This window comes from Demequina sp., assembly GCF_016278765.1.
GTDB lineage: Bacteria > Actinomycetota > Actinomycetes > Actinomycetales > Demequinaceae > Demequina.
Genome location: NZ_JADQBE010000078.1, coordinates 1 through 20,659, shown reverse-complemented (window position 1 = coordinate 20,659; position 20,659 = coordinate 1). Strand labels below are relative to the sequence as shown.

The 20,659-nt window shown below is 67.1% G+C and carries 21 protein-coding genes and 2 tRNA genes; 8 read left to right on the top strand and 15 right to left on the bottom strand.

Features of this window, described 5'->3' with window-relative positions; genetic code table 11:
- Positions 1 to 4 precede the first annotated feature (4 nt).
- Positions 5 to 1,318 (bottom strand): UDP-N-acetylglucosamine 1-carboxyvinyltransferase, encoded by a 1,314-nt coding sequence (murA, locus tag QZZ29_RS11445; protein ID WP_291383403.1) that lies wholly within the window; start codon positions 1,316 to 1,318, stop codon positions 5 to 7.
- 158 nt (positions 1,319 to 1,476) lie between these two features.
- Here murA and QZZ29_RS11440 point away from each other — a divergent pair, with 158 nt between their 5' ends.
- Complete coding sequence (locus tag QZZ29_RS11440) at positions 1,477 to 2,361, top strand: PfkB family carbohydrate kinase (RefSeq protein ID WP_291383402.1); 885 nt, start codon at positions 1,477 to 1,479, stop codon at positions 2,359 to 2,361.
- Between the two features lie 41 nt (positions 2,362 to 2,402).
- Here the strand turns inward: QZZ29_RS11440 and QZZ29_RS11435 are convergent, their stop codons facing one another.
- The 5 genes from QZZ29_RS11435 to leuC are packed head-to-tail and all read right to left on the bottom strand — an operon-like array spanning position 2,403 to position 8,265.
- Positions 2,403 to 3,254, bottom strand: coding sequence for a CPBP family glutamic-type intramembrane protease (locus tag QZZ29_RS11435; protein WP_291383400.1), 852 nt, complete (start codon positions 3,252 to 3,254; stop codon positions 2,403 to 2,405).
- Positions 3,255 to 3,309: 55 nt separating this feature from the next.
- A complete protein-coding gene (locus QZZ29_RS11430; protein ID WP_291383398.1) occupies positions 3,310 to 4,674 on the bottom strand; it encodes an MATE family efflux transporter in 1,365 nt (454 codons plus the stop codon).
- Positions 4,671 to 6,143, bottom strand: a complete 1,473-nt coding sequence (locus tag QZZ29_RS11425; RefSeq protein ID WP_291383397.1) for a DUF2079 domain-containing protein — start codon at positions 6,141 to 6,143, stop codon at positions 4,671 to 4,673. Before QZZ29_RS11425 ends, QZZ29_RS11430 begins: the two co-directional genes overlap by 4 nt.
- Before the next feature lie 46 nt (positions 6,144 to 6,189).
- Positions 6,190 to 6,828, bottom strand: a complete 639-nt coding sequence (gene leuD, locus QZZ29_RS11420; RefSeq protein WP_291383395.1) for a 3-isopropylmalate dehydratase small subunit — start codon at positions 6,826 to 6,828, stop codon at positions 6,190 to 6,192.
- A gap of 12 nt (positions 6,829 to 6,840) precedes the next feature.
- Positions 6,841 to 8,265: a 3-isopropylmalate dehydratase large subunit gene (leuC, locus tag QZZ29_RS11415; protein WP_291383394.1), complete on the bottom strand. Its 1,425-nt coding sequence runs from the start codon at positions 8,263 to 8,265 to the stop codon at positions 6,841 to 6,843.
- Positions 8,266 to 8,357: 92 nt separating this feature from the next.
- Between leuC and QZZ29_RS11410 the strand changes: the two genes are divergently transcribed.
- From QZZ29_RS11410 to QZZ29_RS11400, 3 genes are all read left to right on the top strand, one after another.
- Positions 8,358 to 9,080 carry an IclR family transcriptional regulator gene (locus tag QZZ29_RS11410; RefSeq protein WP_291383393.1) on the top strand — a complete coding sequence of 241 codons (723 nt, stop codon included), beginning with the start codon at positions 8,358 to 8,360 and terminating at the stop codon, positions 9,078 to 9,080.
- 67 nt (positions 9,081 to 9,147) lie between these two features.
- Positions 9,148 to 9,666: a hypothetical protein gene (locus QZZ29_RS11405; protein ID WP_291383391.1), complete on the top strand. Its 519-nt coding sequence runs from the start codon at positions 9,148 to 9,150 to the stop codon at positions 9,664 to 9,666.
- A gap of 73 nt (positions 9,667 to 9,739) precedes the next feature.
- On the top strand, positions 9,740 to 10,171 hold the full coding sequence (locus QZZ29_RS11400; RefSeq protein WP_291383390.1) for a DCC1-like thiol-disulfide oxidoreductase family protein: 432 nt from the start codon (positions 9,740 to 9,742) through the stop codon (positions 10,169 to 10,171).
- On the opposite strand, the gene QZZ29_RS11395 is transcribed toward QZZ29_RS11400, so the two are convergent.
- From QZZ29_RS11395 to QZZ29_RS11385, 3 genes are all read right to left on the bottom strand, one after another.
- Positions 10,168 to 11,079, bottom strand: a complete 912-nt coding sequence (locus tag QZZ29_RS11395; RefSeq protein ID WP_291383388.1) for a hypothetical protein — start codon at positions 11,077 to 11,079, stop codon at positions 10,168 to 10,170. The two genes, QZZ29_RS11400 and QZZ29_RS11395, sit on opposite strands and share 4 nt — an antisense overlap.
- Positions 11,069 to 11,620 carry an RNA polymerase sigma factor gene (locus QZZ29_RS11390; protein WP_291383386.1) on the bottom strand — a complete coding sequence of 184 codons (552 nt, stop codon included), beginning with the start codon at positions 11,618 to 11,620 and terminating at the stop codon, positions 11,069 to 11,071. Before QZZ29_RS11390 ends, QZZ29_RS11395 begins: the two co-directional genes overlap by 11 nt.
- 125 nt (positions 11,621 to 11,745) lie before the next feature.
- Positions 11,746 to 11,818: transfer RNA gene (locus QZZ29_RS11385), tRNA-Glu, on the bottom strand.
- Positions 11,819 to 12,001: 183 nt separating this feature from the next.
- Between QZZ29_RS11385 and QZZ29_RS11380 the strand changes: the two genes are divergently transcribed.
- A complete protein-coding gene (locus tag QZZ29_RS11380) occupies positions 12,002 to 14,149 on the top strand; it encodes an AAA family ATPase (protein WP_291383385.1) in 2,148 nt (715 codons plus the stop codon).
- 53 nt (positions 14,150 to 14,202) lie between these two features.
- Here QZZ29_RS11380 and QZZ29_RS11375 read toward each other — a convergent pair.
- From QZZ29_RS11375 to QZZ29_RS11350, 6 genes are all read right to left on the bottom strand, one after another.
- A tRNA-Gln gene (locus QZZ29_RS11375) sits at positions 14,203 to 14,274 on the bottom strand.
- Positions 14,275 to 14,448: 174 nt separating this feature from the next.
- The gene (locus tag QZZ29_RS11370; RefSeq protein WP_291383383.1) at positions 14,449 to 14,991 is read right to left on the bottom strand and encodes a hypothetical protein; all 543 of its coding nucleotides are present in this window, start codon (positions 14,989 to 14,991) and stop codon (positions 14,449 to 14,451) included.
- A complete protein-coding gene (locus QZZ29_RS11365; protein WP_291383381.1) occupies positions 14,988 to 15,533 on the bottom strand; it encodes a sigma-70 family RNA polymerase sigma factor in 546 nt (181 codons plus the stop codon). The genes QZZ29_RS11370 and QZZ29_RS11365 overlap by 4 nt, the downstream gene beginning before the upstream one ends.
- Before the next feature lie 79 nt (positions 15,534 to 15,612).
- Positions 15,613 to 16,332, bottom strand: coding sequence for an HAD family hydrolase (locus QZZ29_RS11360; RefSeq protein WP_291383379.1), 720 nt, complete (start codon positions 16,330 to 16,332; stop codon positions 15,613 to 15,615).
- 2 nt (positions 16,333 to 16,334) lie between these two features.
- Entirely contained in the window at positions 16,335 to 17,822 is a 1,488-nt protein-coding gene (gene gltX / locus QZZ29_RS11355) for a glutamate--tRNA ligase (RefSeq protein ID WP_291383377.1), read from the bottom strand.
- A gap of 25 nt (positions 17,823 to 17,847) precedes the next feature.
- Positions 17,848 to 18,636, bottom strand: coding sequence for a fumarylacetoacetate hydrolase family protein (locus tag QZZ29_RS11350; protein WP_291383375.1), 789 nt, complete (start codon positions 18,634 to 18,636; stop codon positions 17,848 to 17,850).
- Between the two features lie 108 nt (positions 18,637 to 18,744).
- Between QZZ29_RS11350 and QZZ29_RS11345 the strand changes: the two genes are divergently transcribed.
- The 3 genes from QZZ29_RS11345 to QZZ29_RS11335 form a co-directional block, all read left to right on the top strand.
- A complete protein-coding gene (locus tag QZZ29_RS11345; RefSeq protein WP_291383374.1) occupies positions 18,745 to 19,239 on the top strand; it encodes a ClbS/DfsB family four-helix bundle protein in 495 nt (164 codons plus the stop codon).
- Between the two features lie 41 nt (positions 19,240 to 19,280).
- On the top strand, positions 19,281 to 20,333 hold the full coding sequence (locus QZZ29_RS11340; protein WP_291383373.1) for a heparan-alpha-glucosaminide N-acetyltransferase domain-containing protein: 1,053 nt from the start codon (positions 19,281 to 19,283) through the stop codon (positions 20,331 to 20,333).
- A gap of 127 nt (positions 20,334 to 20,460) precedes the next feature.
- A partial coding sequence (locus QZZ29_RS11335; protein ID WP_291383372.1) for a hypothetical protein occupies positions 20,461 to 20,659 on the top strand: 199 nt, incomplete at its 3' end.

Below are 20,659 nucleotides of genomic sequence, written 5' to 3'. Positions count from 1 at the left end.
GTCGCTACGCCTCGACGCTCGCGCCTAGCGCCACAAGCTTGGCACGGAAGTTCTCGTAGCCGCGATCGATGATGCCGATGCCGGACACGTTGGACGTTCCTTCCGCCGCGAGCGCGGCAATCAGGTGGCTGAAGCCGCCGCGCAGGTCCGGCACCTCGATGTCTGCGGCCCGTAGCGGGGTGGGCCCGCTGATGACCGCAGAGTGCCTGAAATTCCGCTGGCCAAAACGGCACTTCTTATCCCCAAGGCATTCCTTGTACAGCTGCACGTGGGCGCCCATCTTCACCAGCGCGTCGGTGAAGCCGAAGCGGTTCTCATACACCGTCTCGTGCACGATGCTGAGGCCCTTCGCCTGCGTCAGTGCGACGACCAGCGGCTGTTGCCAGTCGGTCATGAAGCCGGGGTGCACGTCCGTCTGCAGCGCGATCGGCTTCAGGTCGGTTCCCGGGTGAAAGAAGCGGATGCCGTCGGTCGTGACCTCGAATTCGCCACCGACCTTGCGGAACACGTTCAAGAACATGCCCATGTGGCGTTGCTGCGCTCCGCGGACAAAGATGTCGCCCCGCGTGGCAAGCGCCGCCGCGGCCCAGGATCCGGCCTCGATGCGGTCGGTGAGGGACCAGTGTTCGAAGCCGCGCAGCTGCTTGACGCCCTCGATCGTGATCGATCGGTCCGTGTCCACCGAGATGATCGCGCCCATCTTCTGCAGCGTGTCAATGAGGTCCTTGATCTCGGGCTCCACCGCCGCGTTGTGGAGCGTCGTCACACCCTCGGCCAGCACTGCCGTCAGCAGGAGCTGCTCGGTAGCGCCCACAGATGGAAACTCGAGTTCGTACCGGATGCCATGCAAGCCGTGCGGCGCGTGCAGGTGGAGCCCGTCCTCCCCTTGAGTGATGGTCGCGCCAAAGCTGGTGAGGATTTCCAGGTGAAAATCGATGGGACGATCGCCGATGCGGCAGCCGCCCAGGTCAGGGATGACCGCCTCGCCGAGGCGGTGGAGAAGCGGTCCGCACAGCAGGATCGGGATGCGCGATGAGCCTGCGTGCGCCGCGATCTGCGCGGCGTCCGCGACCGCCAGGTGTGACGTGTCCATCGTCAGTTCGCCGGTCACCACGTCATACGCGACGTCCACGCCGTGGAGTCTCAGCAGTGACGACACGACATTCACGTCGCGAATCTCGGGGACGTTGCGCAGCACCGACGGGGTGGAGCCCAACAGCGCGGCCACCATCGCCTTGGATACAAAGTTCTTGGCACCGCGTACGTTGATTTCGCCCATCAGGGGACGACCGCCATCAACGCGGAGAGAGTCCGTCATGGTCACTATCGTGCCCCATCTTTGCTCCGAGCACCGCCGTCAGCCGTCGGGCGCGGCGTTCCGGGTAGCATTCGCCACATGAGCGTCGCGTTCCTCGTTACCGCAGGCGCCGTCGTGTCGCACCGCGTCGCGGCCGGTCGGCTGGCAGTGACCGCGCGATGACCGTGAAGAGTCTGTTCGTGGGCCTCGCGACCCTCGATGTCATCCAGTTGGTGAACCGCCTGCCCGACAGCAACGAGAAGGTCGTGGCCCTGGACTCGCTCACCGCCGCAGGCGGTCCGGCAGCGAATGCCGCGGTGGCCGCCGCCCATCTTGGCAGTGAGGCGGTGCTGATCACCGCATTGGCGGACCACCCGGTGAGCGACATCATCCGCAGCGACCTTGCGGCCTGCGGCGTGACGGTGTGGGCGGTGCCTGTCGACACGCCACCGGTGGTCGCGTCCATTCTGGTCACCGCCGGCAGCGGCGACCGCGCGATCGTCTCGCCTACGTCGTCGGCCTCAAGCGCCACGGCTGCGTCCCTGTCCGCGGCCGAGATCGCGCGGGCGCTCGACGGCGTGGCCGCGGTGCATTGTGATGGCTATCACCCCTCGCTCGCCCTTCCCATCGCGTCCGCGGCCCGCGAGCGCGGCATCCCGGTCCTGTTCGACGGTGGAAGTTTCACGCCGCACACGGACGCCGTGCTGGAGCACGTCGACATTGCCGTGGTGTCCGGAGACTTCGCGCCGCCAGGGGTGCAGCCCGACCCGGTGAGTGTGCTGGCATATCTGGTCGATCGCGGGCCCGTCTTCACCGCGGTCACCCGGGGCGCACGAGGGATCGTCTTCCGGGCGCCGCACACCCGTGGCGCGGTACCGGTGGAGCGGGTGTCTGTTGCCGACACACTGGGCGCCGGGGACTTCTTCCATGGCGCGCTCGCGGTCGCCATCGCTCAGGCGGGACGGTCCGAGCAGGAGTTTCCCCATCAGCTGGCGTGGGCGAGCCGCGTGGCGGGGGCCTCGCTCGGCAGTTTCGGCACCCGGCGGTGGCTCGATATCTCCTAGTGCGCCGACTCCTGGGTTCCCGATTCGTAGGGCACTGATTCCTACGGCGCTGTCACAAAGATGTCGAGCAGGTCGGGACGGTGGGCATGCACCAACACGGCAAACACCACCCCATCGAACAGCAGGTGCACCGTGATGACATACGGCAGCGACCGCGCCCACGAGAAGATCCACCCCTGAACGAGCGCGAACGGCACGGTGAGCAGCGGCCCCCACTCCCGGTATCCCAGCTCCCACAGAAACGAGACAAACACGACCGCCTGCAACAGATTCGCCAGCCACACGGGAAAGTGGCGTTGCAGCAACGCAAACACGGTGGCCACAAAGAAGAGTTCGTCCCAGATGCCCACCGCGTTGACGCCAACAAAGAGCCTTGCGATCTCGTTCGCGCTGGCCACGTCCGGCCAATTGCGGTATACGCCTGAGCCGATGAAGTAGTGCGGCAGGATCAGATAGCCCGCAACGATCACCACGCCGATGTACGCCCACTGCGCCCGCGTCCACGGCCAGCCCCCGCGCATCGGGAATCGGATCACCCGCGCGCCCAGCGCCCGCCGGGAGATCGCGTACGGCACCACGACCGCCAAGCCGAGCACCACAGCAAACCGTGCGACCCCCGCGTTGGACAGGTCGGCCTTCAGCGAGATGGTCGAGATGATCGCCTGACCGAGCGCGATCAGTGCGAGGTGCCGCGCGAGCAGCCGATCAACGGCCCAGGCGAGCGCCACGCCAGCCGCCAGCGGCAGGTAGCCCCACGGCCGCACGTGAACGGCGAACAGCAGGACTGCGGCCCCACAGACGAGCGCTGCGGCCACCACCCGCCAGGCGTCCGACGATGATCGGTTCAGCGCCGGGGCGGCCGGGATGGTGTGCTCGATCGCTGAGTTCGCCATGCCTCAGTAAAGCCGAATCCGAGCCAAAACTCTTCCCGGGCGAGTCGCGGCGGGGCTACGCCAGTGTCTTGACAAGGCGAGGGTAGAGCGCCGCGAGGGTCGCCTGACGGGCGACGTTGAGGCCGAGGAAGGCCTGCCACACGTGATCGTTCGTGAGGGAGCCGGTGACGACAGCCCCCACCGCCAGGACGGGCAAGAACACCAGCAGCGTCGAGGCGAGCATGGACACCAGCATCAGGCCGGATCTTCCCGCCCCCAGATAGATGCCATCGAGCCACCATGCTCCCCACGACAGTAGGGGAAACACGGCGATGTAGCCCCAGTAGTCGAGGGCCGTGGAACTCACGTTCGGAAGATCCGTGAGTAGCGCCAGGATTCCATGCCGCGCACACCAGTACGTCGCAGTCAATGCCACGGCGATCGCCACCATGGGTAGCGCCGATGCCACCGCGGCGGCGTTGAGGCCGCCCGGGTCTGCCCTGCCGGCAGCGTGCGACGCAAGCGCCTCGGCCGCGTTGGCGTAGCCGTCGAGCGCGTACGAAGAGAAATGCATGAGCTGCAGCATGATCGCGTTGGCAGCAAGCGTCTCGGTGTCGAATCGCGAACCGACGGAGGCGACGAACGTCACCACGCCCATGAGCAGGGCGGTGCGAGCCATGAGCGCCGAGTTGAAGCGGGCCAGCGCTCCCCACCCGGTCCGCAACTGGCGATCCCGCCAATCGAGAACAGTGTGCCGCTGCTCGGGCGTCAGGCGCCGCCACATCAGCGTCACGGCAAGGGCGGCGCCCACCCATTCGGAGCCGAACGTGCCCCACGCCGCCCCTGTCGCACCCCACCCCAAGACACCGACGAACAGGAAGTCGAGAACGATGTTCATGGAGGCGGTGGCGGTAGCGACCGCGAGCGGAACCCGGGTGTTGTGGGCGCCGATGAAGTACCCGGCGACCACCAGGGTCACCAACAGGGCGGGCAGGGACAGACCGCGGATCAGCGTGTAGTTCAGCGCGGTATCGCGGACGGTCCCTGCCGGCGCGAGGACCGCAAGAATCGCCGGCACGATCAGCCACTGGAGGGCCAGCCACACGGCCGATAGCGCGGCGGCGAGGGCCGCGGCGCGCTGCACGTGGCGTGCCGCGCCCACCGCATCGCCGGCGCCAAGGGCCCTCCCGACCACGGATGTCGTTCCAGGACGCAGAAATGAGAAGACCCAGAACAGCGTCGAAATGACGGCCGCGCCGAGCCCCACGGCGCCGATGTCGATCGCCTGCGCGAAGTGGCCGAGCATGGCCGTGTCGACGAGCCCCGCGACGGGAACCGCGACGTTAGACGCAATCGCAGGCAGCGCGAGGCGGCGGGTCTGCGCGTGCGGCAGCGCCGCCCACCTCACGCGCACCCGGGAGCGCTCGGGTGCATCGGTCATGACATGCTCCAGGAGCGCGAGGGCGGCAACGGACCCCCCAGAATAGTCGCAGCCGGGAGGTCGCTGCTGCTCGCACTAGCGTCCCGGCATGCCAGCTGGAAGACGTCGCCGCCGTGGACGAGGACGTAGCGGATGCCCGGGTGCATCGATGCGGCCATCGCAAGCACATCAGTTGCACGCGTACCGCCGTGGAACCGCGCATCCACGAGCACGCAGTCCGGCGGCGGGTTGTTGTTCCTTCCCAGCCACAGGACGGTGTGATCGTCGACAACGTAGTTAATGAGGCCGGTGTCCGTCTCGACAGAGGCACCCTCCGGGACGGCGGCGAGCACTAGCCGGGCGTCGTCGGCCCGGGCGGGCTTGCCCCATTCGTCGACCAGCACATGCAAGGGCAGGAATGGCATCAGTACCGCCGCGGCGGCGACCGCCACCGCGGCGGCCGCCTTGGAATACCCTCGCAGCCACGCCCGCGGCGACGCCCTCAACAGCAGCACGCCGTCGATGAGCGCGGCACACGCGATCGGCATGAGCACCGCGTTGTAGTGCCACTCGAAGCCCCAGTAGCTGTGGTCGGTGGACATGAAGCGCCAGGCCAGCGTGGGCACGAGGAGCAGCGCCACGGGCGACCTCAGCGCGATCCCCGCCCCGATCAGGATCAAGGCGATGACGATCAGCACCTTGTTGCGGTCGAACATGACCTCCGGGTCGGTGATGGTGCCCAGCACGTCAAGCTTGCCGCTCCTGTTCCACTGCCCCTCCGAGTTGAACAGCGGCATCCACACGAGGTTGCCGAACAAGAACCAGCCAGCTCCCCAGGCGGTGAGCCACAGGTGCCTGCGTTCGCGGGAGCGCCAGGCCAGCACCGCGCCTAAGACGGCGATGGTGAGCCCCATGTCTTCTTTGACGAACACCGTCAGGCCGCCCGCCACCACGACCATGGCCCACCGGCGCTCGATCAGCGCCATAAGGGCCATGGACAGCAACGGAATCGCGAGCGCGATCTCGTGGAACTGTGCCTCGGCCGCGTATTGCAGACCCCACGAGAACCCCAACGCGACGCCGAGTAGCACGCCGATCACAGGGCCGAGCAGCCGCCGCGCGGTCGCGGTGATCACGCCGGCACCGATGCCGAAACAGGCAGCCTGCACCACCAGGAGGGTGTAGGCGTGTGGCCAAAGCGCGTAGGCCGGGCCGAGGACGACGAGGAGCGGGTCGAAGTGGTCACCGAAGAGGTTGAAATCGATGCCCTTGATCGGTGTGATAGGAGCCTCGAACCGGGCGAGGCGCTGGGCGAACTGCGCGAAGATCGCCAGGTCCCACGACTTGGTAGAGAGGTGCGTCCACTGCCAGAAGGCGTAGACGCAGTACACCGACGTCACGAAGGAACCGACCGCGACGGGCCAGGCCCACTCGCGCATCGCCCTCGGCGGTCGCCGCACGGGCATGCGACGGGTCGTGACCTGGCTCATCGTATCGACCCTAGCCGCCCGACAGGGCCTCGCACTCGCCTCCCAACTACTCGATAGGGCGAGCGGCGACGATGTCGACCTTGGGCTCGGTCTTGGCGGGCAGGGTCTTGGGGCGCCACGCATCGCGCTTTGCCTCGAACGCGGTGATGTCCGCCTCGTGCTTGAGGGTCAGGCTGATGTCGTCCAGACCCTCCATGAGGCGCCAGCGCACGTAGTCGTCGATCTCGAACGGCACGGTGAGCTCCCCACACGTGACGGTGCGGTCTTCAAGAGACACGGTGATCTGCTTGCCGGGCTCGGATTCGAGCATCTTCCACAGCAGTTCGATGTTCTCCTGGCTGAGGATCCCGGCGACCAGCCCCTGCTTGCCGGAGTTGCCACGGAAGATGTCAGCAAAACGTGAGGCGAGGACCACCTTGAAGCCGTAGTCCTTGAGCGCCCACACGGCGTGCTCACGCGAGGAGCCCGTGCCGAAATCGGGACCCGCCACCAGCACGGACCCGTTCGCGTACTCCGGTTGGTTGAGGACGAAGTCCTGGTCGCCGCGCCAGGCGGCAAACAGGGCGTCCTCGAAGCCGGTGCGCGTGACGCGCTTCAAGTAGACGGCCGGAATGATCTGGTCGGTGTCCACATTCGAGCGACGCAACGGGACGCCGACTCCGGTGTGAGTGGTGATCTTCTCCATGAGCCTTCTCCCTTACACGAGCGCCGCGGGGGCGTTGTCGAGGTCGTCAAGGCTAGACAGGGTGCCACGCACCGCGGTAGCGGCCGCGACCAGCGGCGAGACGAGGTGGGTGCGACCGCCCTTACCCTGGCGGCCCTCGAAGTTGCGGTTCGAGGTGGAGGCGCTGCGCTCCTGCGGCTTCAGTTGATCCGGGTTCATGCCCAGACACATCGAGCAACCGGCGTTGCGCCACTCGGCGCCAAAGTCGAGGAACACCTTGTCGAGACCCTCGGCCTCGGCCTGCAGGCGCACCCGGGCGGAGCCGGGGACAACGAGCATCCGGGTGTTGGGGGCCTTGGTGCGATCCTTGATGACCTCGGCGGCGGCGCGCAGGTCTTCGATGCGACCGTTGGTGCACGAGCCAAGGAAGACGGTGTCGATGGCCAGATCGCGCAGCGGCGTCCCGGGCGTGAGGCCCATGTAGACAAGGGCGTTGGCGGCCGCGGTCTTGTCCTGCTCGTCGGCAAAGTCGTCCGGGCTGGGCACGTTCGCGCTGAGCGGGAGGCCCTGGCCCGGGTTTGTGCCCCAGGTGACAAAGGGCTCCACGTCGGCCGCGTTCAGGGTGACCTCGGCGTCGAATACCGCGTCGTCGTCTGTGACGAGCGTCTTCCAGTACTCGACGGCGGCGTCCCAGTCGGCACCCTCGGGAGCGTGCGGGCGGCCCTTCACATACTCGAAGGTGGTCTCGTCGGGTGCGATCAGGCCGGCGCGGGCGCCCGCCTCGATCGACATGTTGCAGATCGTCATGCGCGCTTCCATCGAGAGCGACCTGATCGCGTCGCCGCGGTACTCGAGCACGTAGCCCTGTCCGCCACCGGTGCCGATCTTGGCGATCACGGCCAGGATGATGTCCTTGGCGGTGCTGCCCTTCGGGAGCTTGCCGTCAACGTTGATCGCCATGGTCTTGAAGGCGTTGAGCGGCAGGGTCTGCGTGGCGAGCACGTGCTCCACCTCGGACGTGCCGATGCCGAACGCGAGCGCACCGAACGCTCCATGCGTGGACGTGTGGGAGTCTCCGCAGACCACCGTCATGCCGGGCATCGTGAGGCCGAGCTGGGGGCCGACGACGTGCACGACGCCCTGGTCGGCGTCGCCCAGCGAGTGGATACGCACGCCGAAGGCTGCGGCGTTGTCTCGCAGTGTGTTGATCTGGATGCGGCTCGTCTCGTCCGCGATCGGCAGGTCGATGTTGAGCGTGGGCGTGTTGTGGTCCTCGGTCGCGATCGTGAGGTCGGGGCGGCGCACCTGGCGACCGGCCAATCGCAGGCCCTCGAACGCCTGGGGACTGGTGACCTCGTGACACATGTGCAGGTCGATGTAGATAAGGTCGGGCGCGCCATCCTCGCCCTTGGTGACGAGATGGTCCCGCCACAGCTTCTCGGCAAGCGTGATTCCCATGCGCTCCTCCTTCGGACCGGGCATTCGTTGCCCTCCGGTCTCTCACTTCTCACTGCTCGACATCTCACTATCTGAGACGCTAGTATCGCTCTATGGACAATCATAGCGGCGTTGGCGTCGTTGACAAGGCGGCAGCCATCCTTGGCGCCCTCGAACACGGCCCCGCGACGCTCGCCAAGTTGGTCGAGACCACGCACCTCGCTCGGCCCACCGTGCACCGTATCGCCCTTGCATTGGAACACCACCACCTCGTGGGCCGCAACACCTCGGGGGCGTTCATTCTCGGTGCGCGCTTCAGCCAACTCGCCGCCACCGTGGGCGAGGACCGCCTCGTCTCGGCCGCACAGCCCGTGCTCACGGTGCTTCGCGACCGCACCGGCGAATCGTCACAGCTGTACCGTCTGTACGGAAGTCAGCGCATCTGCATCGCCGCCGCCGACCGCCCCGTCGGGCTGCGCGACTCCATTCCCGTCGGGACGGCCATGACCATGCACGCTGGCTCGGCCGCTCAGGTGCTGTTGGCGTGGGCAGATCCTCAGCACATGCACGCGGGCCTCGAAGGATCGCGCTTCACGGCGACGGACCTGGCGTTGGTGCGCGAACAGGGTTACGCGGAAAGCGCCGGCGAGCGTGAGCCCGGCGTGAGTTCCGTGTCGGCGCCCGTCTGGGGCACGGCAGGCACCGTCATCGCCGCAGTCTCGATCTCCGGGCCGATTGAGCGGCTCACGCTGCACCCCGCGGCGGCCCACGCCCGGTCAGTGGTCGACGCCGCGCAACAGCTCACCGAGGTGTTGCGGCGCACTCAGGTCGCCTGAAGTCCTTGGTCCCGCGTGAAGTCCTTGGTCCCTTGCGCGGGCGGACGCCACGGGATGGAATGGGGGTATGAGCGCACTCGTCGTCTATGAATCACTGTGGGGCAACACCGCCGCAATTGCACACGCCATTGGCGAAGGCATCGGCGAAGACACGCTGGTGCACCACACGGGAGAAATCGAGGCGGCCGAGGCCGCTGCCGCCCTCCTGCTCGTGGTGGGGGCCCCGGTTCACGCGTTCAGCCTGCCGAGCGCAACGACCAAGAAGTCCGTGGCGGAACGGCCCTTGGCTCCCGGCGACATCGTTCCCGACCTCTCCCAGCCGCCGTTGAGGGCATGGCTCGAGGGCCTCCCCGCGGCGTCTGGCTTCGCGGCCGCCTTCGACACGCGCGTGCGCGGCCCGCTTGGCCATGGTGGCGCCAGCAAGATCGAGAAGATCCTGGTGGAGCGCGGCTACAGCATCGCCAACCGTTCCCAGGGGTTCTACATCATCAACGAGAAGAACGTGAAGGCTGAGGGCAGCATGCTCCGACCGGGCGAACTCGATCGCGCGCGCGAGTGGGGTCGACTCCTCGCCTCGCGCGTGTAGGCCCACCCGAAGATCGGCGCCGAGCGCCTGGTGGCCGTCTGGCGTCGCCGCGCGGCCGTCGTACTGTGTCGCCATGGCAAACGCGCGCTCCATCGTCGTCTTCGACGGCGAATGCGGCCTGTGCAACGGCTTTGTGGCCTGGCTCATCAGGCACGATGCAGAGGGCCGATTCCTCATCGCGGGTTCGGCCGGACAGGTGGGCAAGGCCGTCGTGGACCGCGCTGGACTTGCGCCCCACATCACCGAATCCACGCTGCTGGTGTGGGACGGCACAGGGCATGTGCAGTCGGATGCGGTGGTAGCGGTGGCCGCCGGTCTGCCGTGGCCGTGGCGAGCAGCCACGGCCCTGCGAGTGGTGCCGGTGGCTTGGCGCGACGCGGTCTATCGCTTCATCGCCGCTCGCCGGCCCAGGATTGAAGCCGAAGACCCCGCATGCGGCGTGCCACCGCCCGACTTGGTCGGGCGGTGGCAGTCGCAACTCGCCACATGGGAGGACGTCAACTAGGGCTTGCCAACCTCCACGCCGGGAGCCTCATCCGCCGCGGGGGCCCGGTTCTCGCCAGCAACATCAGGCTGACCCTGGGCGTCATCATTGGCATTGTCGGCGGCGTCATCATTGGCATTGTCGGCGGCGTCATCATTGGCATTGTCGGCGGCGTCATCGCCAGCGTTGCCAGCAGCGTGGTCGTTGGCGTTGCCGGCCGCGTCGTCGTTGGGGGCGTCATTGCCCGAAAGCTGTCGGGCGCGTTCGCTTACGGCCGCGCCAAATTCGGCGCCCTTGGAGTCCTCGCCAGCCATCCACTCAAGCATCGCCGACACCCGCGAACGGACATCGTCACCCGAGGACTGCGAAGCCACCGCGAGGGCGGCGTTCCGCAAACCTGTTGCGGCCTCGTTGTTGCCGTCGCTCTCGATCGCGTCGCTGACGAGCTGAAGTGCCGCATCTACGTCACCGTTGTCGAGCAATTTCTTAGCTTCTTCGAGTCGCTCGCCCGTGCCGCCGTTGAGAATCCCCACGGTTTCGAGTGCTCGGTCGATGCCATACAACGCATCCCCCGGAGCGGCCTCGTCTGCGGCTGCGGCTCCCGCGACCCCGAAGCCCGATACGACGGCAAGGGCGACCGCTGCGGATACCCGGCGGCGCCACGGGGACGCGTGACGCGCCTCGGGGGCCGAGGTGGGCGGGTGCACTGCGGCGGCGAACTGCGCGGCGTGGGTGGAAACGGCTTCAGGGGTGGGTTGCATAACCAGCGCCTCTTTCATGTGTGTCAGCGCACGCTGAACTGCGACGAGTTCCGGGTTCGCCGGGACTCGACCGCCGACTGCGGCATCCGCGTCGCGCTGCGCAAAGGGTGTGTGGTGATTCATCTCACCCCTGTCATCGCTGAGCGGACCGTTTTCGTTACGCGTCATCACCAACAACCTTTCGAAGATCTCGCAAAGCCCGGTTCTGTAGAGCCCTGACCGCCCCCTCGGACGTGCCGAGAACCTGCGCGGTCTGTGCGACCGAGAGATCGCCGACGACCCGGAGAAGTATCACGTCACGTTGGGGTGCGGTCAGGTGTCCGATGAGGGCTTCCACTTCTTCGGTCGACATCGAGGCCATCGCCTCGTCTTCCACATTGCCTTGCCACCGTTGCTCGGCTCGCGCCTGGGAATCTTCCCCGTCCGCCACCGGAACGCGCCGCCCACGGACTCGCCACGCATCGTGCAACCTGCGATGAGCAATGGTGAAGACCCAGGAGCGGAACGCGTCCTCATCCCCGCTGAAGCCATGGATGTCCTTGGCCACGCTCAGAAAGGTCTCGGACACGAGGTCCTCGACATCCGGTGCCCCGTGACCGCGAAGGTAGCCCCCGACGACGCCGGCGAGGTCGCGGTAGATCGCCTCCCATGCCCACGGTGCGCCAGTGCGCGCGGCAACGAGCGCCGAAGCGAACTGTTCCTTGAGCATGACGTCAACTCCGTAGTGGGGCTCATTGCTGCCTCACGACCACTATCGACCCTCCAAGGCCGCGCCGGGTACATCCCACAGCCCCGGGAAACACGAAAACCCCCGCCAATGGCGGAGGAAGATCGTAGCCCCGACGGGATTCGAACCCGCGCTACCGCCTTGAGAGGGCGGCGTGCTAGGCCGCTACACAACGGGGCCCTAGCTGCGCACCACCGTCAGCGGGCGCGAGAAACAAGAGTACCGGATGGGCATCGACAAAAGCCAATCTCGGCGCCCCCGTGATGATGAACCCCAGCACTTGCGGGAAAGGAGTTGGCTTATGTAAACTTGAGTCAACATCGCTCAGGTTTGGCGGTGCCGAGAACAGCAAGGAGTTTCACCATGACCACCGCGCCCCAAGCCCCCTCCCAGGAGCAACAGCCCAGCGCGCTCGAGCAGTTCGGTCAAGACTTCACCGCGCTCGCGGAAGTCGGCGCGCTCGACCCCGTCATCGGCCGCGACGAGGAGATCCGCCGCGTCATGCAGGTGTTGACGCGGCGCACCAAGAACAACGCCGTCCTGATCGGTGAGCCGGGCGTCGGCAAGACCGCCATCGTCGAAGGCCTCGCCCAGCGCATCGTCGCGGGCGACGTGCCCTCGTCGCTCAAGGATCGCAGGGTGGTCGAGATCGCCATGAGTTCGGTCGTGGCTGGCGCGGCATATCGAGGCCAGTTCGAGGAGCGCCTCAAGGCCATCCTCAAGGAGGTGGAGGATGCCGAGGGCGGCATCGTTCTCTTCGTCGACGAACTGCACACCATCGTCGGCGCGGGCAAGGCCGACGGCTCGGTGGACGCGGGCAACATCTTGAAGCCGATGCTCGCTCGCGGGAAGCTGCGCATGATCGGCGCCACCACACTGGGCGAGTACCGGGAGCACATCGAGAAGGACTCGGCCCTCGAGCGCCGTTTCCAGCCCGTCTACGTGGGCGAGCCCAGCCTGGACGACACGGTGGCGATCCTGCGTGGGCTTCAGGAGAAGTACGAGGTCCACCACGGCGTCAAGATCACCGACGAGGCGATCGTGGCCGCCGCAACCCTGTCCGACCGCTACATCCCCGACCGCTTCCTGCCGGACAAGGCCGTGGACCTCATCGACGAGGCCACCAGCGCGCTCAGAATGCAGCTCGACTCGATGCCCATCGACTTGGACCGGGCACGGCGCCGCATCATGCAACTTGAGATCGAACGGACGCAGGTAGCCAAGGACAAGTCCGAACACGCCAAGGTACGCCGCGACGAGATCGACGCCGACATCGCCCGACTCAAGACCGAGTCGGAAGAGCTGAACATGCGGTGGGCTCGGGAGAAGGACCTCATTGTGCGGGTCTCAGGGGCCACCGAACGGCTGGAGTCGCTCCGCGGCGAACTCGAACGCGCCGAGCGCCTCGGCGAGTTGGAGAAGGCCGGGCGCATCCGCTACGGCGAGATCCCTGCCGCGGAGAAGCAGATGGCGGATGCACGCGCCGAGCTGGACGCGATCGCCCCTGAGCAGAGAATGCTGCGCGAGGAGGTCACCGGCGAAGACATCGCCGCGGTGGTCGCACGATGGACGGGCGTCCCCGTGGAGAAGCTCCTCACCGAGGAGTCGGCGAAGCTGGAGGCCCTCGAACAGCGCCTCCACGGGCGAGTGGTCGGCCAAGACCGCGCTATCGCCTCCGTATCGGACGCGATCCGTCGCGCCCGCGCCGGCCTGGCCGATGCACACCGCCCCATCGGCTCCTTCCTGTTCCTGGGGCCCACGGGCGTGGGCAAGACCGAGCTGGCCCGGGCGCTTGCCGAGCAACTCTTTGACGACGAACGCGCCATGATTCGGATCGACATGTCGGAGTACATGGAGGCTCACGCGGTGAGTCGGCTCATCGGCTCTCCCCCGGGTTACGTCGGCTACGACCAGGGAGGTCAGCTCACCGAGGCCGTCCGTCGCCGCCCCTACTCGATCGTGCTGTTCGATGAGGTCGAGAAGGCGCACCCCGACGTGTGGAACGTGTTGCTCCAGGTGCTTGACGACGGCCGCCTCACCGACGGCCAGGGCCGCACCGTCAACTTCACGAACACCATCATCGTGATGACCTCCAACCTTGGGTCCGATCTGGTTCTCGCGTGGGACGGCCAGGACCGCGACAGCCTGGTGGCTCAACTGCACGTGGTGCTCAAGCAAGCCTTCCGCCCCGAGTTCCTGAACCGCCTCGACGATGTGGTCGTCTTCGACCGCATCGACCCGTCGGCCATGGAAGGCATCGTCGACGCCGAACTCGCCAAGGCCGTCGACCGCATCGCCAGCGCGAAGGACATCACCCTGACCGTGACGCCAGACCTGCGCGCATCACTCGCGCGCGACGGTTTCGATCCGCAGTTTGGCGCGCGCCCCCTGAAGCGCCTCATCATGTCCCGGGTGCTGAACGAACTGGCGAAGGAGATCGTCGGCGGCAGGCTCGCGGAAGGTGACGAGGTGACCGTTGGGTGGGACGGCGAACGGATCACCCTGTCGTAGTGCGGGAACTGATGGGACGACAAAGGCCCGCTCGCGCGGGCCTTTGTTTGCGGCTGGGGTACAAGGATTCGAACCTCAACTAACTGAACCAGAATCAGTCGTGCTGCCAGTTACACCATACCCCAATGGCTCCTCGCGGAACCGAGTGACAACTCTACCCGAGGCCGCGCCTTCGCCCAAACCGGAACGCCGTCACACGGGCGCCACCGGACCACCGCACGCGGCCCGATGCGGTGAGAAGTGGGCCGCGCGCGGTGGGGTCCTAGGGGAGGCGGCTCACGGGCCGCCCGGTGTGGCGATCAGTCGTCGTCAGGCTCGTCGCTGTGGGTTTCAGCGGAGTCGTCGCTGTGGGTCTCGTCGGAGTCTTCAACCTCGTCGTCGTACGCGTCGTCATCGTCGTACGCGTCGTCATCGTCGTACGCGTCGTCGTCGTACGCGTCGTCATCACCTTCACCCGTCTTGCCACCGGTCAGATCGATCACTCCACCCGGCGCAGACGCCGATGTAGTGGTCGGGGGCGTCGAGTCGTCGCTCGACTCCGTCTCGAACGCGTCATCCGATTCGGTCGTGGTGACAGACTCATCTGTCGACGTCGACTCACTGGTGGTGCCAGCGGGTGCCAACTGCGTGTCGCCGCCCGAGAGGACGGATGCGACTGCCGGCCCGCCGAAGGCGAGACTTGCGGCACCTGCAGCCGCCACCGCGCCCACGCCGGACGTCCACACCATGCGGCCGCGACGTGCCTTGCCGATCAGGGCGGCGGCGTCCTCCGGCGCGGACATCGCGTAGTCGTTGCCCACGTCGCTGGCGAGCGAGTGCAACCGTTGAGAGAGATCCATCATGGCCTGCTTTCCGTCAGAATTACTGGAACGGTGTTCCGTTCAGTGAGGTTCACCGCATCGTCTCCGAGTTGCTCACGAAGCTTGACGGCCGCGTTGGCGAGATACCGCTTGACCGTCCCGTCGCTGAGCTTGAGGATCGCCGCAATCGAGGCGATCGTCAGGTCGTCTACATACTTGAGCACCGTCACGGCGCGTTCCCTGGGGCTCAGCACTTCAAGTGCGGCCTCCAGGTCCGCCCGTGCCGACACCATGGACTCGTGTCCAGGCACCGAGTACGGAGTAGCCACGAGCGGCTTGCGCTGCTCGACCACCATGCGGTGGCGCGCGCGGTTGATCGCCTCGTTGGCGATGGCGCGCTTGATGTACGCCTCCGCCTGCACCACCGAGTTCTTGGCTCGGCCCCGAGCAAAGGTACGAACGATCGCGTCCTGGACCAGGTCTTCGGCCTCAACACGCGAACCAGTCATCAGGTACGCATAACCGACGAGGGCGGGGCGGCGCTCTCGCACCACCGTCTCCATGACCTTCGCCCACGTTCTCATCCGCGCCTCCAAGTGTTGGCCTTCATAGTGTGAGACACCCGGCGAGCCAAAAGGGTTGTAGCGGCCCGCGAACTATTTTCTAGCCGGCAAGCCCGAGCACCCGTGGAACGTCAGAAAGCGACTCGACTCTCACCACATTGTCGCCCAACTCGCCCGCCTGGGGCGGAGAACCCGGTCGATCCAGCCAGACGCCCACCGCGAGCCCGGCTTCGACGGCAGCGCCGGCGTCGATGTCCTTCTCGTCGCCCACGTATGCGACCGATGCCGGATCCAGCCCCAGCATGCGGGCGCCTTCCAGAAAGAGGCGCGGATCGGGTTTGCCGACGCCGAAGCGGTCAACACCCACGAGCATCTGCACCCGCCCCAAACCGCTGCGCTCGAGCTTGCGTTCCTGGTAGCGGTGATCGGCGTTGGACACGGCGCCGTACGTGATGCCGCATCGATCGAACGCGTCTAGCATCCCGGCAGCGTCGCGGTGCGCCACCCACCCCGCGCGGAACCCGGCCTCGAAGATCGTGTCCCACGCCGCATATTCGTCGTCGTCCATCGTCGCGCCCCCGAAGGCCTCGTGGAGCTCGTTGGCGCGGCGCAGGCGCTGATCCCGGTGGGTCATCTCGCCGCGCGTGTGGGCCCGATACCAGCCGCTTGCGTCGATGCGCCAGTGAATCCCCATGGCGTCAAGGTCGTGCGGCTCGGGCAGGTAGTGCTCGGCCACCGCGGCGAGCGCGTGGCGGAACGCGGCGCGGGTATTGACCAGAGTGTCGTCGATGTCGAGCAGCACCCCTGCGATGGCCTTCACGTTCACTCCGATATGACTGCGCGCAACCGACGCAGCCGCGCCACCGCATGATCCTGACCGAGGATCTCCACCGACTCGAACAGCGGCGGCGAGACGAGTCGACCGGTCACGGCAACCCGCAACGGACCGAAGGCTAAGCGCGGCTTGATGCCCATCTGCTCGACCAGCACGGTGGTGAGCGCTTCCTGCTGCGCGGCGGCGGAGAAGTCGTCGAGCCCCTCGAGCACACCGAGGGCGGCGTCGAGAACCTCGACCGCGTTGTCGGGCAACTTTGCGATGGCGGCCTCGTCGTAGTCGAAGTCCTCGTCGCCCACAAAGAGGAAGCCCAGCATTCCCGGCGCCTGGCCCAGGAGGGTCATGCGTGTTTGCACGAGCGGCGCCGCCAGTGCAAGCGTCCCCTCCTCGTGCGGCGTGAGGCCATGCACCGAGTCGGCACCCACCAGACCAGCGGCATGCAGGTACGGCACCACGCGGGCCGCGAACTCGCTCGTGGGGAGCATCCTCATGTGTTCGGCGTTGATGGCCTCCGCCTTCTTGATGTCAAAGCGTGCCGGGTTGGGCGTGCAGTCCGCGATGTCGAACGCCGCGATCAACTCGTCCACGGTGAACACGTCCCGGTCGGGCCCGATCGCCCAACCCAAGAGAGCCAGATAATTCAGTAATCCCTCCGGCAAGAACCCGCGGTCACGGTGATGGAACAGGTTAGATTCCGGGTCCCGCTTGGACAGCTTCTTGGTGCCCTCACCCAACACCATGGGCATGTGCGCGTAGGCGGGCACCGCGTCGGCAATGCCGAGTTCAACCATCGCGCGCCACAACACGATCTGTCGTGGCGTGGAACTCAGCAGGTCCTCGCCGCGGAGCACGTGAGTGATCCTCATGAGGGCGTCGTCCACGGGGTTCACCAGCGTGTACAGCGGGATGCCGTTTCCTCGCACGATGACGTAGTCGGGCACCGTTCCCGCGGGGAACGTGACGTCCCCTCGAATCATGTCGGTCACCGTGATGTCCTCGTCCGGCATGCGCATACGGATCACCGGCTCGCGGCCCTCGGCGCGGAAGGCGGCCTTGGCCTCGTCAGTGAGATCGCGGTCGAATCCGTCGTAACCGAGCTTGGGGTCCCGGCCCGCGGCACGGTGCCTCGCCTCCACCTCGTCGGGCGTCGAGAACGACTCGTAGGCGTATCCGCCCTCGATCAGCTCGCGCACCACCTCGGCGTGCAGGTCGTGGCGCTCAGACTGACGGTACGGGCCGAAGGGACCGCCGATGTCGGGGCCCTCGTCGTACGTGATGCCGAGCCACTCCATCGCGTCGAGCAGCTGCTCGTAACTGTCTTGGGAATCGCGTTCCGCGTCGGTGTCCTCGATCCGGAACACGAGTTCGCCGCCGGTGTGACGCGCATATGCCCAGTTGAACAGCGCCGTGCGCACCATGCCCACGTGGGGCATCCCGGTGGGCGACGGACAGAATCGGACGCGGACCTTGCTCATGGTGTCTCTTTCCTGGGCCGGGCGTTCAGCCGCGCCGGAGCACGGGGTTGCGCAGCGTGCCGATGCCTTCGATGTCGATCTCCACGACGTCGCCGTGGTGCAACGCGGTCACCCCCGAAGGGGTCCCGGTGAGGATCACGTCGCCGGGCAGCAGCGTCACGATCTCCGACACCATCGACACCGCGTTCATGACATCAACAAGCATGTCCGAGGTGTTGCCCGTCTGAACCGTCTTGCCGTTGATGCGCGACGAGATCACCACGTCATCGTGCGCCAGCTCGGTCTCGATCCACGGCCCCAACGGAAGGGAGGTGTCGAAGGCCTTGGCGCGGAACCACTGGTCCTCGCGCCTTTGCAGGTCACGGGCAGTCACATCGTTGGCGCAGGTAAAGCCGTAGATGTAATCCTCGGCGCGCTCCGGACTCACGTCCCTGCACAGCTTGCCCATCACCACGGCCAACTCCGCCTCGAGCTGGACGTCTTGGGAGTACGACGGCAACACGATGGGGTCGTCGGGCCCGATCACGGCCGTGTTGGGCTTCAGGAAGATGATGGGCACATCGGATGCGGGGCCGAGGTGCGGGATCTCCTTGGCGTGCGCCTCGTAGTTCTTGCCAAGGCACACCGCCTTGGACCGGGGGATGACCGGCGACAGCAGGCGCACATCGTCAGTCAACGGCAGCCGCTCACCCGTGGGCTTGCCGGCGATGTACATCGGATCGCCGCTGAGGACGATCAACTCCTGCTCGCCCGGCTCTCCTTCAACGACGGCATACCGGGGATCGCCACCGGTGGTGAATCGGGCAATGCGCATGACGCCTAGCCTAGCCGCCACGGCCGATGGACCGAGTGCGCCCGCTCGCGAGCGCCCCTGTCCCCCGCCCGCCGTGCGGCGCGAGCGGGCCGCGCCTAGCATGGAGTCATGATGCCCCGTGGACACGTGCAGATCATCGACGAGGCAGACGCTGGCCTGGCCAGACTGCTCGCCGTGGCCGACGCGCACCCAGCGGCCTTCCTGGGTGACGCCTACTTGGGCCGCACCGCCACCGACGTGCTATCGCACCTGAGCGCATGGCACGAATTGTTCGAGGGCTGGATTGATGCCGACCGGGCCGGAGAGACCGTGGCCTACCCCGCCGAGGGCTACACGTGGCGCGACCTGGACGCCCTCAACGAGACGCTCTACCAGGCTCATGCGGGCCGCGACTACGACTCCGCGCGAGCCGCGCTCGTCGCGTCTCACGACCGAGTGTGCGCGATCGTGGCGGCAATACCCGAGGCAGAACTCACCACCAGCGAGTCGATGGAATGGCTGGGCGATGAGACGCTTGGCGACGTCGCGCATGAATGCCTTGGCGCCCACTACGAGTGGGCCCTCGGAGTGCTGGAAGCCGCCGGTATTGGGGACGATTCGTGACCGCAGGCGCGGCCGCCGAACCGGCGACGGCACCGTCACACATGACTCGCGTGAGCGCCTGGCCCGGGCGCATCGTCGGGCTGGACCTCGCCAGAGCGGCGGCGATCATCGGCATGCTCGCGGCGCACGTGGGCGATTCGGGGCTCCGCGGCGACGATGCTGCGGGCTGGGGCTGGTTGTGGGTCGCGGACGGCCGGCCGTCCGCCGTCTTCGCCGTGCTTGCGGGGACCACCATCTCGATCATGAGTGCGTCCGACCGCGTCGGCTCCGAGCACACGGCGGTACGGGTGGCGACGAGGGCGGTCATCCTCGTGGCGGTGGGCTTGGTGCTCAACGCACTCGGCACGCCCGTAGCGGTCATCCTGGGCAACCTTGGCGTGATGTTCCTGCTGGTCATTCCGGCGATCCGGTGGACACCGCGCGCACTGGCGGTCGCTGGCTCAGGAGTGCTCGTGGGCGGAGCGGTGGCCTTCCGCTTTGTCGAGGGAGCCTGGGACGGAATCCCCGTCGCGGAGGCGGTGACGCACTACTACTATCCGGCGATGGCGTGGACCGGTTACGTGCTGGTCGGAATGGCCGTGGGGAAACTGCGCCTGCGCGAGCCCGCCGTGGCATCGGCGCTGGTGTGGACCGGAGCCCTCGGCACGGCCGTGACCTATGGCGTGGCCATTCTTGTGGGTGCAGCGGCCCCGTGGCAGACCGCGACCGGCCCGTGGTGGGCGTCCCTGACGGCGCACTCGACGTCGCCGTTCGAGATGGTCGGCAACACGTTCGTGGCTCTGCTCGTCATCGGAGTGTGCCTGTGGATCGCGCGGCCCACGCCGGTGTTCCTGCCTGCGCTTGCCTTTGGCTCGATGTCGCTCAGCGTGTATTCGGCGCAGATTGTGGTGATCGCCATCGCGGGCGACCAGATCGTGTGGCATCCGTCGAACGTCGCCTTTGCCGTCCTGACCCTGGCTCTCATGGCCGCGGCGACCGTGTGGCGGGTGTTCTTGGGGGCCGGCCCGCTCGAGCGGGCCCTCACCCTTGCCTCCACCAAGGCGGCCGACGCCGTGGCCGCGCCGCGGGGGTCAGGTTCCGGCCCACGGCCGTAGGCCCTATGTCCACTTCACGGACCCTCACGGCGGGTTACGCTTGCGCCCTATGAAGGGGACGTACGCACCAATGCGACGCCCGCGCCGATTCGCGCGGGCGCACGTCGTCGTGCTCGTCGGCGTCCTGATGACCGCGACTATCGCCGCGCTCACGTTGGTTCACGTTCCGCAACCCTCGTCCCTGACGGCGACGTATGCCTCGACCGACCTCGTGGCCACCGCGACGCAGCCCATCGTCGCCGGTCACGTCGGGCACCCCTCGCCGGGAAGCGACCCGTCGGATGCCACGTGCGCCACGTGCGGCGCAGATCTGGACGGCGCCGCCT